Here is a 15,763-nt window from a genome sequence, read left to right as displayed (position 1 = left end):
CGCAGGTATTCTGCCGAAGACGATTAGAACGCATAACCGACGTTGAAGATCAGCGCGGTATCCATTTTCTTCTTGTCGATAGCCGGTTCATTGTCGTAATCAATATTGAACTGCGTACTCAGGTTGAGGCCGGCGGCGATAGGTATGCGTATGCCCATACGATTACGCAGCAGTATGTCGCTGGTATCGCTCAAATTACTGTCGGCATTGAAATTGTTGAAGTAGACCAGCTTCTTGTTCAGGAATTTCTGTTCATACTTGAAGCCAAATCCAAGTGTCGGAAAAGATCGATCTTCGGAGGTGTTGTAGTCTTCCTTGATGTAATTCACGCTGACTTCGCTGGATAGTTTGGTCACGTCTGTATCGATGAGCTGTCGACCATAACCGAGGCCTGCGCCGCTGCGCAAATTGAGATCGGCGAGTTCATCGCGTTCTGCCTTTGCGTTCACGAACAGGTAGTTCATTGGATCGAAAAATACGTCGTACTGACCTAATAGCCGACGATTTGATGTCGTCGTCATACCCGCTGACGTGGCTTCGTTGAGTTCCCAATTAATCGTGTATCGATCATCAGGATTGCGCGCGACAAATTCGCCGTTGGTATGCAATTGATCGTCATGCGAATTGCCGCGATTGAAAGCGCCGCCCAGATCAAATTTTCCTGAGTACTTGGTAGAGTCGTCGACAACTGGCGGATTTAATGCGGCGATGTCCTGGCGAACCAGCGTTTGTGTTTGAGGTACATCTGTTTTTTCGAGAGCGACTTTACCGCTCTCATCCACGCTAACTTTTCCTGTCACCATTGCACCGTTGTCCAGTTGAATGCGGACACCATCATCAGAAACCAGTTTGGCGACATTCCCCCATGGAATTTTTACTTCGCCGAATACGCCAGACTTGAAGGTCAGCACGTCATCATTTAATTGATGCAGCTCGCCTGTAATTTGATCGCCGTTGTTGAGCGTAACGACGGCTGCGCGTCCATCAGCAGATGCAAGAAAGCTGCTTGCTGAAAATAGAACTAGAAGTGAAACGCAGGATTTTTTATGTCGGGTTCTCAGGTGATTTCTCAATAACATCGTACGGCTCCAAATGGTGATCGTTGTTTGGTAGAGCAGTGCTTTAGTCCTGAGTTCCTCGATGAGATTGAAATGCCAGATACTGGCGGCTATGCGAGAGGCGTGACGACGCTTAAGAACTGACTTGATGCGTTATCATGCAGGCTATGACTGAAAATCAACAACGCACCCTGTACGAACTTCTGGATGGCGAAGCTGGCGTACGCGCGCTGGTCGATCGGTTTTACGACCTGATGGATCTGGAACCGGCCTTTGCCGGGATACGCGCCATGCATCCGACGACGCTGGATGGTTCACGCGATAAATTATTCTGGTTCCTGTCCGGCTGGACTGGCGGCCCCAATCTGTTTGTCGAGCGCTTCGGCCATCCGCGTCTGCGCGCACGCCACCTGCCTTATGCAATTGCTACCGATGAACGTGATCAATGGTTGCGCTGCATGGAAATGGCGATGCAGGACGTCGGCATCGTTCCATCCTTGCAGGAACATCTGCAAAAGGCCTTTGCAGAAACCGCCGACTGGATGCGCAACACACATGGTTAAGAAGTTACATTCGTGCCTTAGCTGTTCCCGATTTGATTCGCCTTGCCCCGGACATACACTTACATGACACAACTGCATTTTATTATTTTGCTGCTCGCGGCAGTCGTCATCATTGCGCTGCAGATCGTCGCCATGTTGCGCAATCGTGCCGTGGATATCACGCCGCAACTGACTACTTTGCAAAACGAATTGCAGCGTCATCAGCAACAAGGCAGCGAGCGCATGGAACGCGAGTTGCGCGAGCAGGTGCAATCGACCGCACAGGCGACACGGCAGGAGCTGGGCAGCAATTTCACGCAATTCCAGCAGGCATTGGCAACGCAATTGACGAGCGTGGCCACGCTGCAAAACAACCAGATCGATTCGTTTGCGCAACAACTCGCCAAATTGAATGAGGTCAATGGGCTGCAACTGGAAGCCATGCGTCAGGCCATTACCCTGCAGGCGCAAACCGGACGGGAAGAGCAGGCAAGTGCGCTCAAGCGTTTCGGCGATACCTTGAATCAAACATTGACGACGCTGACGGAATCCAATGCGCAACGGATGGCCGAAGTGCGCGCCACGCTGGAAGCGAAAATCAAGGATCTGCAAACCGATAACGGCGCGCGCCTGGAAGAAATGCGCAAAACCGTCGATGAAAAATTGCATGCCACTCTGGAACAGCGTTTGGGCGAATCGTTCAAGCTGGTTTCAGACAGGTTGGAAAAAGTGCATCAAGGCCTGGGCGAAATGCAGCAGCTGGCAATCGGTGTCGGCGATCTGAAACGCGTGCTGACCAACGTCAAGACGCGCGGCACCTGGGGGGAAGTACAACTGGAAATGCTGCTGGAACAGGTGTTGACACCGGATCAGTACGCGAAGAACGTGGAAACGATCCCAGGCAGTGGCGCACGCGTCGAATTCGCGATCAAATTGCCGGGCAACGATGACGGCCATACGCCGATCTGGATGCCTATCGATGCGAAATTTCCGAAGGAACAATACGAACGCCTGGCTGAAGCGGCAGATCGTGCCGACGCAGATGGCGTGCTGTTGGCAGGGAAAGAGCTGGAAACCGTTGTGCGTGGCGAAGCGAAAAAAATCGCCGAGAAATATTTGTCGCCGCCGCTGACTACCGACTTTGCGATCCTGTTCTTGCCGACGGAAGGCTTGTATGCAGAAGTCATGCGTCGGCCCGGCCTGGCCGATGATCTGCAACGCACGCATCGTGTCAGCATTGCCGGCCCATCGACCTTGTCAGCATTGCTGAACAGTCTGCAAATGGGATTCCGCACGCTGGCACTGGAAAAGCGTTCGTCGGAAGTCTGGCAAGTATTGGGCGCAGTCAAAACCGAATTCGGAAAATTCGGCGATGTACTGGCCGCAACCAAGGCGACGCTGGAACGGGCGGCGAAAAACATCGAACAGGCAGAGACCAGAAGCCGCCAGATGACGCGCAAACTGAAGTCGGTAGAGGCATTGCCTAGCGAGGCTGCGCAGCAGCTCCTGGGCGTGGATTTGCCACTTGGTGATTTGCTGGATGACAAAGAATAGGATTTTGTTCGCTACCAGCAACATTTTTTGAATCATGATAAATTCATGGCTACTGATGTAATGAATCGCATGATTTTTCAGTGATTCATGACATCAATTTTTACGTTCTCGGGGCGGGGTGCGATTCCCCACCGGCGGTAATGACACAGTTTTTGTGTCTAGCCCGCGAGCGCTTGCTGGAGCTTCCATCCGGTTTCCGGATTTCTTCAGCAAGGTCAGCAGACTCGGTGTGATCCCGAGGCCGACGGTCATAGTCCGGATGATAGAGAACGGGATGATTCATGACGCACCGGTATATTCCGGTCATGTGCGTTTGCCATTCCCGCTTGATATTCCATGCCCTGTTATTTAATTTGCAAACAGGAGCTTCACAATGCAGCACGCTACCGACATCAAAGCAAAATCAGCAACACGTCGTATCGCCTTTATTCAAGCCAGCTGGCACAAGGAAATCGTTGACCAATGCCGTATCGCATTTGTCGAAGAAATGGCTGCGCGCGGCTATTCTGTGGATGTCATCGATTTCTTCGAGGTCGCAGGAGCATTTGAAATTCCGCTGCATGCCAAAGTGCTCGCCAAAAGCGGTCGTTATGCTGCAATCGTCGGCACAGGCCTGGTAGTGGACGGCGGAGTATATCGTCACGAATTTGTGTCGCAAGCTGTCATCAGCGGTTTGATGCAGGTGCAACTGGAAACGGAAGTGCCGGTGATTTCAGCCGTGCTGACGCCACATCATTTCCATTCGCACGATGAGCATCAGGGCTTTTTCTTCCAGCATTTCCTGGTGAAGGGGAGAGAAGCTGCACATGCCTGTGCCGATACCATCCAGCGCCTGCAGCAGATCGACGCGATGATGCAGGAGCGTATTGCGGCATAAGTTTTATTTGTCGCCAGGCTTTTACAGCTACCGGCAGAGGAAAACGAGGAAATAAAAAGGGAGCCTCGGCTCCCTTTTTTGCAACCGGACATCCCGCTTTTGCAGGATGAACAGGTCTTATCGTTTTGTTTCCATTTGCACCAAAGGCTCCGCCGATTGCGGTGGCAGTGGTTTGCGTTCACGCGGTACGCGTGGTGGCGGAACAAACTTCGCAGCTTCTTCCTGTGCCGCACGCAATTTTTCCGGATCGGTGGATGCCAATACCAAACCGGCACTTTGCAGCGCTTCGCTCAAGTCTTCAGCTTTACTTGCGCTTGCTGCCGGAGCGGCTGAGACTGTAGCAACAGGAGCCGGGGCAGGAGCAATGACCGGCGCTGCTTGGGGCGCTGGCGCTGGGGCGGCAGCGGCAACCGGTGCCGGCTCAATAGCAGGCGCTACTTCAACGACCGGTGCTGCTTCAACGGCAACGACTGGTTCCGGCGCCGGCGCCGGAGCAGCAGGTACGGCAACAACTAGCGCTGCAACTTCAGGTTCTGCCTGACGCATTACTTCTTGCGGAATCAGCGGTGCAGCGATTGCCGATGTCAATGCGCTGACTGGCGTTTCGCTTGCAATGCTTGCTTCCGTGACGTGTGCGACTGTTTCCTGGCGGACTGTGCTGACGACGGCAGACGCCATTTCCGTTGCACTTGCGTGCGCTGTGGCTGGAGTCTGAGCCGCTTCATCCTGCAAGCTATCTTCTTGCAGCGCAACTACGCCATCTTCATTGCTTTCGTTTTCAGTACCGGATTCGGTATTGTCACGATCACGACGATTACGGTTGCGGCCGCCACGACGACGACGACGACGCGGTTGCTCTTCACCTTCAACTGCTTCTACCGGAATACCGTTTTCATCCAGTACGACAGCAACGTTGCCGTTAGCTTCAGTCGCTGGCGGTGTTGTTCTGGCTGGAGCGGTACTGGCAACTACTGCGTCAACTGGCAACAAGGATGCATCTTCAGCAACGACTTCCTTGCGCTCTTCGCGCGGTGGACGTGGAGTGCGTTCGCGACGACCTTCATTACCTTCACGTGGTTCACGCGGTTCGCGTGGTTCACGAGGAGGGCGAGGCGGACGAGCATTTTGCGTTTCGCTTGCTGCCGGTGCCGGTTTTGTCGTCGTTTCTTCGCGCTCTTCACCGCGCTCACGGCCTCCGCGGCCGCCACGGCTGCGATTGCGTTGATTGCGGCCGCCGTCTTTACGTTCGCCGCGCTGGTTGCGTTGATTCTTGTCTTCCTGAACAACTTGGGCCGGTGCTGCTTTTGGCTGTTCCGAAGTGCCGCTGAAGAAGGCCATGAGTTTCTGGAAGAAACCTTTTTCGGCAGGCGCAGCAGCTGTTGCTGTTTCTACCGGTTTGCGTTCAACGATGGGCGCATGATCCGGCGTAATGCCTTTGACCATTGCTTCCTGGCGTGGCTTGGCCTCTACTTTCAGACGCTTGTCGTAGCTGATATCGGTATCCGCTTGCTCGGTCATCGCGTAGCTGGCTTGTACTTCTTCCAGACGTGGATCGTCGTGCTTGATGCGTTCCAGTTTGTAGTGCGGTGTTTCCAGATGCTTGTTCGGAATCAGGATGACGGAGACGCGGTGACGCGTTTCGATCTTCAGGATTTCGCCGCGCTTTTCGTTCAGCAGGAAGGCTGCGACATCGACCGGCGCTTGCACGTGGATAGATGCCGAATTTTCTTTCATCGCTTCTTCCTGGATGATGCGCAGGACTTGCAATGCGGACGATTCGGTATCGCGGATGTGGCCGGTGCCGTTGCAACGCGGGCAGGTGACATGGCTGCCTTCGGACAGCGATGGGCGCAGGCGCTGACGCGACAATTCCATCAGGCCGAAACGGGAAATCTTGCCCATCTGGACGCGGGCACGATCGTAGTGCAGAGCGTCTTTCAGGCGTGTTTCGACTTCGCGCTGGTTTTTCGAATTCTCCATATCGATGAAATCGATGACGATCAGACCACCCAGATCGCGCAAGCGCAATTGGCGGGCTACTTCTTCAGCGGCTTCACAGTTGGTATGGAATGCGGTGGTTTCAATGTCGCTGCCGCGGGTAGCGCGGGCCGAGTTGACGTCGACTGAAACAAGCGCTTCGGTGTGATCGATCACGATGGCGCCGCCGGATGGCAACGGCACAGTGCGCGAATACGCGGTTTCGATCTGGTGTTCGATCTGGAAGCGCGAGAACAGGGGCACGTCGTCGCGATAGCGTTTTACGCGATGCACCATGTCCGGCATCACGTGGCTCATGAACTGCTGAGCTTGTTCGTAGATGTCATCGGTGTCGATCAGGATTTCGCCGATATCGGGCTGGAAGTAATCGCGGATAGCGCGGATGACCAGTGACGATTCCTGATAGATCAGGAATGCGCCAGCGCCGGATTGACCCGCGCCTTCAATCGCACGCCATAATTGCATCAGGTAATTCAGATCCCATTGCAATTCGTCGACGTTGCGGCCGATGCCGGCGGTACGTGCAATCACGGACATGCCTTGTGGCAAATCCAGTTTATCCATCGTTTCGCGCAATTCCTGACGATCTTCACCTTCAACGCGACGCGATACACCGCCGCCGCGTGGATTGTTAGGCATCAAGACCAGGTAACGACCAGCCAGGGAGACGAAAGAAGTCAGTGCGGCACCTTTGTTGCCGCGTTCTTCCTTCTCGACCTGGACCATGATTTCCTGGCCTTCGCGCAGCGCATCTTTAATCGAAGCGTTACGGACATCGACGCCTTCTTTAAAGTAAGTGCGGGCGACTTCCTTGAATGGCAGAAAGCCGTGGCGATCTTCACCGTAGCTGACGAAGCAGGCTTCGAGCGAGGGTTCGATACGAGTGATAACACCCTTGTAGATGTTGGACTTGCGCTGTTCGCGCCCGGTTGTTTCGATATCGATATCGATGAGTTTTTGCCCATCGACAATGGCAACGCGCAATTCTTCCTGTTGCGTTGCATTAAATAACATGCGTTTCATGTAAAAGCTCCGTGACCCTAAGGTCGGTTTAATGCCATAGCGTTACCTACAGACATCAGATACAGACAGAAGGCATCTGGCGGGCCGGCGTGAAGCGATGAGCGGCAATAGCATCATGGCTATTGGGGAACATCGCAGCGAATTGCGGCTCGCTGAGCGTTTCTATCTTGCATTGACGGCAATAAGCGCCATCTACAGCATCAGTACAGGGATGTACGCGGGGCAGGAGTGCTTGGGAGAGGGAATTGCCTTGGTGTGTGATACTTAGCGCAGACGCGCTGTGGTCACAACGGGGCGCGGATGCAGTAAAACGGTTGCCGAATGTTCGCTTGATCCGCATCGTGCGCGTCGAATAAATCGAGCGCAACGAAACTTGCAGGGGGCGAACACAGTACTTGATCCATATGAAACATGGCAAATCGGCAAACAGTTAAACCACATCAACCAGCAAGCTTTCCATTAAACGGCGAGCTTGCCAGACTTATCCTTATAATCCAAACATTCTTGACCAACACCCTTGCGCGTTATCCGATTACAACAACGGTGCAACCTTGACTCGCACAGGGGCGGTGCATACACATCTTTTCCATCGAATTTGCAAATTGGCGAGGCCGATGGAGACGCCCCTGTGTAGAATGTCTTTTTTATTCTTACACCAGCAATGGTTTGTGACCATTGCGAAACGATTATATATTCAAAATGAAGGACTTAGCGAGATTTTCAGGGAAAGAGGCTGAAATGCCATCACCCACCCGCTCGTCACAGGTCCAATCCCAAGTTTCGGTCCAAGTTCAACTTGTCACCATTTCCGAAGAAGAAGCCGGTCAGCGCATAGATAACTTTTTGCTACGCATATGCAAAGGCGTGCCGAAAAGTCACATCTATCGTGTGTTGCGTTCCGGTGAGGTGCGTGTCAACAAAGGTCGTATTGATCAAACCTATCGTCTGACTGAAGGCGATGTTGTTCGCATCCCGCCTATCCGCATTGCAGAAAAAGCACCATCCACCGCGCCGGGTGCAGAATTCAAAATATTGCTTGAAGACAATCATCTGCTGGTGATCGACAAGCCGGCAGGGGTTGCCGTGCATGGTGGCTCCGGCGTCAGTTATGGCGTGATCGAACAATTGCGTGCAGCCCGCCCGGATGCCAAGTTTCTGGAACTGGTACACCGGCTGGATCGGGATACTTCCGGTGTGCTGATGCTGGCCAAAAAACGCTCGGCATTGACGAATTTGCACGAACAGATACGCGGCGGCGAGCCGGACAAGCGCTATTTAGTATTAGTACATGGCGATTGGAAAAATACGCGCCAGCATATTAAATTACCGCTGCACAAGTACTCGACCGCTGATGGCGAACGTCGGGTGCGCGTGCAGGCCGATGGCATGGAGTCGCACACGATCTTCAATCTGATTCAGCGTTATGGCGAATTCGCCTTGCTGGAGGCAGAATTGAAAACCGGCCGCACGCATCAGATACGTGTACATCTGGCATCCAGCGGCTTTGCGATTGCAGGCGATGATAAGTACGGTGATTTCGCATTGAATCGTGATCTGCAAAAAGCGGATGGCGAGCGCGTTGCCTTGAAACGCATGTTTCTGCACGCACATCAAATCACCTTCATTCATCCAGAAAGTGGCAAGCCGGTGACGCTGAATGCGCCGCTGCCACCAGAATGCGAACGTTTTCTCAAAAGTTTGAAAAAGACATCCAGTTAATTAAATAATCGCGAGTCTGTTCAAGACTCATAGATATCAGGAAAAGGAGCTGGCAGCGTGTGCTGTCGAAGTAAATGGCAAGAAAGCAATTTGATCTCATCGTTTTCGATTGGGACGGCACCTTGATGGATAGCACTGCGGTGATCGTCAACTGTATACAAGCAGCAGCCAAGGATCTTGGTTTGCCGATTCCAGACCAAAAGGCGGCATCGCACGTCATTGGCCTCAGTTTGCAAAATGCAATGGAAGTGGCGCTGCCGGATATTGACCCTAAATATTATCCGCGTATGGTTGAGCGTTATCGCTATCACTATCTGAATCAGGACGGTGGCCTGGTGCTGTTCGATGGCGTGCATGAAATGCTGAACGATCTTTCGCAGCAAGGTTATTTTCTTGCCGTGGCAACCGGGAAAAGCCGTGTCGGTTTGAACCGGGCACTGAATGCATCAAAATTATTGTCGCTGTTCGATGCAACACGCTGTGCGGATGAAACTTTTTCCAAGCCGCATCCGGCGATGTTGCAGGAATTGACGCGCGAATTGGGGCAGGACATGAAACGCACAGTCATGATAGGCGACACCACCCATGATTTGCTGCTGGCGCAGAATGCCGGCGCGTCCGGTATTGCTGTGCATTACGGTGCGCATACAGTGGCTGAGTTGCAGGCGCTTAATCCGCTATATGCGGCAAACTCGGTTGCCGAGTTGCATGCGTGGCTAGGCACAAACGGGTAATCGGTTTTGACGACGGTGCTTATTCCCATCTGTGACGCATCCTCTCTCGAAGAAGGCGGTAAAGGGATACGCTTTCCCGTGACCGCAGGCGGTGACGACGCGATTGGTTTTGTCGTTCGTTATGGCGGCCTTGCACGCGGTTATCTGAACCGGTGTGCCCATGTCCCGATAGAGCTGGACTGGAATGAAGGTGATTTTTTTGAATCGAGCGGCTTGTACCTGATCTGTTCCACGCATGGCGCGGTCTATGCGCCGGAAACCGGGCGTTGCGAGGGAGGGCCTTGTCGCGGCCGGAGTTTGCGCCGGATAGAAATCATGGAAAAAGATAATCAGGTATTCTGGCAGCCAGACGAATACGTAAGGCCCGCGCGCGCATAAGCCAGCGCGGAACAAAAAAAGTGATGACATGAGCAACGATAGCGACCAATTGAATCAAGCTCCATCGTGGCAGGCTGCAACGCCAGCTGCCGCGCCTAAAAAAGAAGGTTGGGAACGTGAGGTGCTGGAAAAGCTGGCCTTTGCGACGCTCAAGGAACAGCGTGCGCGTCGCCGCTGGGGTATCTTTTTCAAATTCATGACCTTGTTGCTGATTGCGTTCGCCTTGTGGACGAGTTTCGGCCCCAGCGTCAGTGATATGGAGAATGTCGGCCCGCATACTGCCCTGATCAAGATTGACGGCACCATAGAAGCGAAAGGCGCCGGTGATGCAGAAACGGTTATTTCAGCGCTGACCAAGGCGTATGCAGACCCGGGCTCGGTCGGACTGATCCTGCAAATCAACAGCCCGGGCGGTAGCCCGGTGCAGGCCGGCATCATCAACGATGAGATCACGCGCCTGCGCAAGCAATATCCAAAGAAACCCCTGTACGTGGTGGTGAATGAAATTTGCGCATCTGGCGGGTATTACATTGCCGCCGCTGCTGATCGTATTTACGTCAACAAGGCGAGCATCGTAGGCTCGATCGGCGTGTTGATGGATGGTTTTGGTTTCACCGGCACGATGGAAAAACTCGGCGTTGAACGACGCTTGCTGACAGCTGGTGAAAACAAGGGATTCCTGGATCCGTTCAGCCCGCAAACTGAAAAGCAGAAAGAGTATGCGCAAGGCATGTTGAATGAAATTCATCAACAATTCATCGATGTTGTGCGCAAAGGCCGCGGCAAACGCCTAAAAGAAACGCCTGAAATTTTCTCCGGTTTGTTCTGGAGCGGCGCGAAGTCGGTTGAACTCGGTTTGGCAGATGGTTTTGGCACCGTCGAAAGCGTGGCGCGCGATGAATTCAAAGCGACCAATATTGTGGATTACACGCAGCGCGAAGGTTTGTCTGATCGGGTGTTGCGGAAATTAGGTGCGGCAGCCGGTGAATCTGCAGTCAAGTCGTTTGCTGCGCAAACGGCACCCAGCCTCAAATAATTTTCTCTGCTGAAAGAGTGTAAATTATTTTTACAATGGCTTGGAATCGACTTGTAATTTGCTTGCGGCGGGCTATATTAATAAAGCGTTACCGACATCTGAAGATGTGAATGCAACAACGTCTGCAAGTGAAAAATTGCAACCGCTCGCATTTTGGCAACGTGTCGATGTAAAACATGAAGGTCTTTTGACCTCTCCTCATGTCTCCTTCGGAGGCAGGCAAAACGGCGGTGAAACACCGCCGTTTTGCGTATACCCATCAAGGATTTTTCTATTCTGCGAGCAATAAAAATACCGTCGGTTTTTTGTGGAAATCAGGCATCTTGCCGGATGCACATTCGGTTTTCCATTTTGCCGCTGTTTTCGTCTGGATATTTTCGGAAGGCAAGGTCAGATCGGTAGCAACGCTGATCAATGTATTGCCGCTGCAGTGGGTGGCTAGAGTTTCCAGCATGCCCGCGTTGCGATAAGGCGTTTCAATAAAAAACTGGGTCTGCTTTTCTGCACGCGATCGTTCTTCGAGTTGCTTGATGCGCTTGATGCGCGCAACAGCATCGATGGGTAAATAACCGTTGAATGCAAAATTCTGCCCGCTCAGTCCGCTCGCCATTACAGCCAGCAATAAAGAAGACGGGCCGACTAAGGGCTTGACTTGAATGCCCTGAGCATGTGCCAGACGTACCAGATTCGCGCCCGGATCGGCAACAGCCGGTACGCCGGCTTCGGAGATCAGTCCGGCATCTTGCCCGGCTAATATAGGCTCCAGCAAGGCAGGTAAATTCTTTGCGTCAGTGTTGACGTTCAGTTCGGCGATGCGAATTTCCTGTATCGGTTTTGTCAGTGCGTTGCGTGTACCGATCAACTTCAGAAACGCGCGCGTGGTCTTGGCGTTTTCAGCAATGAAGTAATCCAGTTTGGCGGTTATGGCCTGCACTTCGACGGGGATGATATGCGCGAGCGGGTCGGCAGCGTCGATTTCAGTCTGGCCTAGTGTGTTGGGGATGAGATAGAGAATGCCGGGCATATGCTGGATAGAAGTAATAATGGTTGAGTGCGTAGCCGGGTCTGGCCGTTACGGATGGAAAAAACCGATTCCGGCTTGCCGCAGCATGCTGGTGAGGGCGATCAGGGGTAAACCGGTTAATGCAGTCGGGTCGCTGCTTTCAATTTTTTCGAGGATGGCGATGCCCAAACCTTCATTTTTCGCGCTGCCTGCGCAATCGTAAGGTTGCTCTATACGCAAATAGGCGTCGAGTTCGGCGTCAGGCAAATGGCGGAAGGTAACGAAAGTCTGGATGTTTTCCAACTGGATTTTCGGTGATGCAATGCCGGAACGTCCATCGAACAGGCATAGGGCGGTATGAAATGTCACTTTGCGCCCACGCATTTTCTGCAATTGCCGGAGTGCATTTTCATGTGTGCCAGGTTTGCCGATCTGCTCGCCATCCAGCGTGGCTACCTGATCCGAGCCGATGACGATAGTATTTGGTACTTTTGCGGCGATGACCGCCGCCTTTTGCTGCGCCAGCCTCAAGGCAGTCGCTTCGGGCGATTCGCCGGGCAGCGCGGTTTCATCGATATTCGGCACCATGACTTCAAAGGGAAATCCTAGCCGGGCCAGCAATTCCTTGCGATAAATCGAGCTGGAACCGAGTATCAATCGTGCTTGCGGGGAAGGTGAGGGCATTATTTGGAGTTTATTTGAACGACCGCTCAATAAAAGTGCGCTAACACTTTGACGAGTAAGGGAAAAGGCTGTTATTATCGCAGGTTTTCCGGGTTCGACTAAGCCTATGAGCGCTTTTGTAATCGATGCCTTCGAGTTCAGCCGGCTTAAAGAGCGGCGTGAAGGCGATGTTCCCGTCGTCAGTATGGCAAGACTTGCGGCAGAAACCGTGAATACGTCTGCATCCCTGCATTGGTCCTTGCAAGGCGGTTCCGATACGCTGAATCATCCGCAACTGATCATGTCGGTTTCCGGTTCGGTTGAATTGATGTGCCAGCGCTGCATGATGCCGCTGAAATTCGCGATTGAGTCTGAATCCATACTGATTTTGGCGAAAGACGAAGAGCGTGCAGACGAGATTGATGCCTTGCTGGCGGACGATTCGATCGACGTGATTGTCGGGTCGAAGACGCTGAATGTGCTGGAGTTGATAGAGGATGAGGCTTTGCTGGCCTTGCCTTTGGCGCCCAAGCACGATGTTTGTCCGGATAATGCGGCACTGAATGATTTGATGGTGACAAAAAAACCATCGCCGTTCGATGTGCTGAAGGGCATGAAATAATAGATTTTTTGCAATCGTTGCGTGTTGAGCGGACGTATTGAAAATGTGTGGCAAGGATTACGGATTTTGCGTTGGTTTGCAAACCGGATGTGTTAAAATTTTAGAACTTAAGGTTTAGGAGTTATCATGGCTGTTCAACAAAACAAAAAGACACCGTCGAAACGCGGTATGCATCGTTCGCACGACTTCCTGGTTGCTCCGCAACTGAGCGTTGAGCAAACCACGGGTGAAACGCACATGCGTCACCACATCAGCCCGAACGGCTTTTACCGTGGTCGTAAAGTCCTGAAAACCAAAAACGACGAATAATTTGTTTGTCGTTCAGGCGAAGAAAGCGGCGCGATGAGTGTAAACTTTGCGCCGTTTTTTCATGTGCCGAGACAGCACAGTGCGTCATTTTGAATCAAGCCCGGATTTGGCCCACAATTGCGGCTAGAGTGAGGCACGAGTCAAGCCAATGACAATAAAAATATCTATCGACTGCATGGGTGGTGATCATGGCCCTGCGGTCACGATTCCCGCTGCCATTTCGTTCGTCGAAAGCGAGCCAGACGCCGAGCTGATTTTAGTCGGGCTGGAAGAGCAGCTTTGGGCGGAATTAAAAAAACACAAGGCAAGCGAACATCCGCGCCTGTCAGTCGTCAACGCGACCGAAGTCGTCACGATGGACGATACCCTGGAAGTTGCATTGCGCCGCAAGAAAAATTCTTCCATGCGTGTGGCAATCAATCTCGTCAAGCAGGGGCAGGCCGACGCCTGTGTCTCAGCCGGTAATACGGGCGCTTTAATGGCGATTTCGCGTTACGTGCTCAAGACCATTCCTGGCGTCGATCGTCCTGCCATCTGCAGTATTCTCCCCAATCAAAAAGACGGCCCGACCTATATGCTGGATCTCGGCGCCAATGTCGATTGCGAGCCGCAGCATTTGCATCAATTTGCATTGATGGGTTCTGCGCTGGTGTCGGCGATGGAGGGCAAGCCACGGCCGACGGTCGGCTTGCTGAATGTCGGCGAAGAAGATATCAAGGGCAATGACATCGTCAAGCAGACGGCTGTATTGCTGCGCGCCGATCATGAGCGTGGCACCTTGAATTTTTACGGCAATGTCGAAGGCAACGACATCTTCAAAGGCACGACCGATATTGTCGTTTGTGACGGCTTCGTCGGTAATGTGACCTTGAAGGCATCGGAAGGTCTGGGACGTTTCGTCAAAAGCGTTTTGACGACCGAATTCAAAAGAAATCCACTGACGATGCTGGGCGCCTTGATTGCGCGTTCGGCATTGAAGGCAATCTCACAACGCTTGAATCCTTCCCGCTACAATGGCGGCAGTTTGCTGGGCTTGCGTGGCCTGGTTTTCAAAAGCCATGGTGGTGCCGATGCCTACGGTTATCAATGGGCGATCAAGCGCGCCTTCGATGCAGCCAAATATGATGTGCTGGCGCGTATTTCGACCAAGATCGCTGACCTGATGCCGCAATCGGCGCTGACGCCGCTTCCTGAAGATTCAGTTACTGCAACAGAAACAATAGAACAGAAAACCGCATGACTCTCTATAGCAAAATTATCGGTACCGGCAGCTATCTGCCGCCTAACCGCGTCACCAATCAGGATTTGATAGAACGGCTTGCTCTCGATGGCATAGAAACATCCGATGAGTGGATTGTTTCGCGCAGCGGGATTTCCGCGCGCCATTATGCCGATGCTGATATGCAGTCGAGCGATCTGGCGGTTGAGGCGGCAAAACGCGCGCTGGACATGGCCAAATTGGCAGCTAACGATATCGACCTGATCATTTTGGCGACTTCGACGCCGGATTTTTTCGGCGGCTTTCCGAGCACCGCATGCGTGGTGCAACGCAAATTGGGCGTCACGAATGGGTGTGCCGCTGTCGATGTACAAGCAGTGTGCAGCGGCTTCGTGTATGCACTTGCGACGGCCGATAAATTCATCAAGTCCGGTTCGCACAAAAACGTTTTGGTGATCGGTGCCGAAGTATTTTCGCGCATCATCGATTTCAAGGATAGAACGACTTGCGTGCTGTTTGGCGACGGCTCCGGTGCGGTCGTCATGACTGCGTCCGAGGAGCCTGGTGTGCTGGCGACCAAGCTGCATGCAGACGGTAGTTATGGCGATATTCTTTGCGGGCCGGGAAGAATCAGCAATGGTGTGCTTGAAGGCAGCGCGTTCATGTATATGGATGGTCAGGCAGTATTCAAGCTGGCGATCGGATTGCTGGACAAGGTCGCCAATGAAGTTTTGCAACTTGCAAAAATGGATGCATCCGAAGTCGACTGGATAGTGCCGCACCAGGCCAATATCCGCATTATGCAAGGCACCGCCAAAAAACTCGGCCTCAGCATGGATAAAATGATTGTGACGGTTGATCAGCACGGTAATACTTCGGCTGCTTCGATTCCTATGGCGCTGGACGTCGGCGTGCGCGATGGCCGTATCAAGCCTGGTCAGAACGTCATGATGGAAGGCGTAGGCGGCGGCTTTACCTGGGGTGCCGTGCTGGCACGCATGTAAGCGCACGTGCAATTCCATGTACGC

General features: G+C 52.9%; 15 protein-coding genes and 1 riboswitch. Of the genes, 11 read left to right on the top strand and 4 right to left on the bottom strand.

Annotation, left to right across the window (positions count from 1 at the left end; translation table 11 throughout):
• Window positions 1-23 precede the first annotated feature (23 nt).
• A complete protein-coding gene (locus tag ACIQW9_RS06620) occupies window positions 24-911 on the bottom strand; it encodes a YdiY family protein (RefSeq protein ID WP_402334475.1) in 888 nt (295 codons plus the stop codon).
• Between the two features lie 305 nt (window positions 912-1,216).
• Here ACIQW9_RS06620 and ACIQW9_RS06615 point away from each other — a divergent pair, with 305 nt between their 5' ends.
• The 3 genes from ACIQW9_RS06615 to ACIQW9_RS06605 all read left to right on the top strand — a co-directional run bounded on the left by ACIQW9_RS06615 (window position 1,217) and on the right by ACIQW9_RS06605 (window position 4,031).
• On the top strand, window positions 1,217-1,621 hold the full coding sequence (locus ACIQW9_RS06615) for a group II truncated hemoglobin (protein WP_402334472.1): 405 nt from the start codon (window positions 1,217-1,219) through the stop codon (window positions 1,619-1,621).
• Window positions 1,622-1,684: 63 nt separating this feature from the next.
• Window positions 1,685-3,154 carry a DNA recombination protein RmuC gene (gene rmuC, locus ACIQW9_RS06610; protein WP_402334469.1) on the top strand — a complete coding sequence of 490 codons (1,470 nt, stop codon included), beginning with the start codon at window positions 1,685-1,687 and terminating at the stop codon, window positions 3,152-3,154.
• A 100-nt stretch (window positions 3,155-3,254) separates the two neighbouring features.
• A riboswitch (FMN riboswitch) is annotated at window positions 3,255-3,429 on the top strand.
• Window positions 3,430-3,527: 98 nt separating this feature from the next.
• Window positions 3,528-4,031: a 6,7-dimethyl-8-ribityllumazine synthase gene (locus ACIQW9_RS06605; RefSeq protein WP_402334466.1), complete on the top strand. Its 504-nt coding sequence runs from the start codon at window positions 3,528-3,530 to the stop codon at window positions 4,029-4,031.
• A gap of 117 nt (window positions 4,032-4,148) precedes the next feature.
• Here ACIQW9_RS06605 and ACIQW9_RS06600 read toward each other — a convergent pair whose 3' ends face one another.
• Complete coding sequence (locus ACIQW9_RS06600; protein WP_402334463.1) at window positions 4,149-7,052, bottom strand: ribonuclease E/G; 2,904 nt, start codon at window positions 7,050-7,052, stop codon at window positions 4,149-4,151.
• Between the two features lie 699 nt (window positions 7,053-7,751).
• Here ACIQW9_RS06600 and ACIQW9_RS06595 point away from each other — a divergent pair.
• The 4 genes from ACIQW9_RS06595 (at window position 7,752) to ACIQW9_RS06580 (ending at window position 10,919) form a co-directional block, all read left to right on the top strand.
• Entirely contained in the window at window positions 7,752-8,771 is a 1,020-nt protein-coding gene (locus tag ACIQW9_RS06595) for an RluA family pseudouridine synthase (protein WP_402334461.1), read from the top strand.
• A gap of 74 nt (window positions 8,772-8,845) precedes the next feature.
• Window positions 8,846-9,505 (top strand): HAD-IA family hydrolase, encoded by a 660-nt coding sequence (locus ACIQW9_RS06590; RefSeq protein ID WP_402334458.1) that lies wholly within the window; start codon window positions 8,846-8,848, stop codon window positions 9,503-9,505.
• A gap of 6 nt (window positions 9,506-9,511) precedes the next feature.
• Entirely contained in the window at window positions 9,512-9,883 is a 372-nt protein-coding gene (locus tag ACIQW9_RS06585; protein WP_402334455.1) for a Rieske (2Fe-2S) protein, read from the top strand.
• Between the two features lie 28 nt (window positions 9,884-9,911).
• A complete protein-coding gene (locus ACIQW9_RS06580) occupies window positions 9,912-10,919 on the top strand; it encodes a S49 family peptidase (RefSeq protein ID WP_402334453.1) in 1,008 nt (335 codons plus the stop codon).
• 271 nt (window positions 10,920-11,190) lie between these two features.
• On the opposite strand, the gene ACIQW9_RS06575 is transcribed toward ACIQW9_RS06580, so the two are convergent.
• A complete protein-coding gene (locus ACIQW9_RS06575) occupies window positions 11,191-11,943 on the bottom strand; it encodes an SAM-dependent methyltransferase (protein WP_402334450.1) in 753 nt (250 codons plus the stop codon).
• A 48-nt stretch (window positions 11,944-11,991) separates the two neighbouring features.
• The gene (locus ACIQW9_RS06570) at window positions 11,992-12,606 is read right to left on the bottom strand and encodes a Maf-like protein (RefSeq protein WP_402334447.1); all 615 of its coding nucleotides are present in this window, start codon (window positions 12,604-12,606) and stop codon (window positions 11,992-11,994) included.
• Between the two features lie 106 nt (window positions 12,607-12,712).
• On the opposite strand from ACIQW9_RS06570, the gene ACIQW9_RS06565 reads away from it, so the two are divergent.
• The 4 genes from ACIQW9_RS06565 to ACIQW9_RS06550 all read left to right on the top strand — a co-directional run bounded on the left by ACIQW9_RS06565 (window position 12,713) and on the right by ACIQW9_RS06550 (window position 15,739).
• Window positions 12,713-13,207 carry a YceD family protein gene (locus ACIQW9_RS06565; RefSeq protein ID WP_402334444.1) on the top strand — a complete coding sequence of 165 codons (495 nt, stop codon included), beginning with the start codon at window positions 12,713-12,715 and terminating at the stop codon, window positions 13,205-13,207.
• Window positions 13,208-13,333: 126 nt separating this feature from the next.
• On the top strand, window positions 13,334-13,516 hold the full coding sequence (rpmF, locus tag ACIQW9_RS06560) for a 50S ribosomal protein L32 (protein ID WP_011871497.1): 183 nt from the start codon (window positions 13,334-13,336) through the stop codon (window positions 13,514-13,516).
• Between the two features lie 148 nt (window positions 13,517-13,664).
• A complete protein-coding gene (gene plsX / locus ACIQW9_RS06555) occupies window positions 13,665-14,756 on the top strand; it encodes a phosphate acyltransferase PlsX (protein ID WP_402334441.1) in 1,092 nt (363 codons plus the stop codon).
• Window positions 14,753-15,739: a beta-ketoacyl-ACP synthase III gene (locus tag ACIQW9_RS06550; RefSeq protein WP_011871495.1), complete on the top strand. Its 987-nt coding sequence runs from the start codon at window positions 14,753-14,755 to the stop codon at window positions 15,737-15,739. The genes plsX and ACIQW9_RS06550 overlap by 4 nt, the downstream gene beginning before the upstream one ends.
• Window positions 15,740-15,763 lie beyond the last annotated feature (24 nt).

Origin of the sequence: Herminiimonas sp. NPDC097707, assembly GCF_044761395.1 — a bacterium.
GTDB lineage: Bacteria > Pseudomonadota > Gammaproteobacteria > Burkholderiales > Burkholderiaceae_D > Oxalicibacterium.
This window is presented reverse-complemented; position numbering and strand designations above follow the sequence as displayed.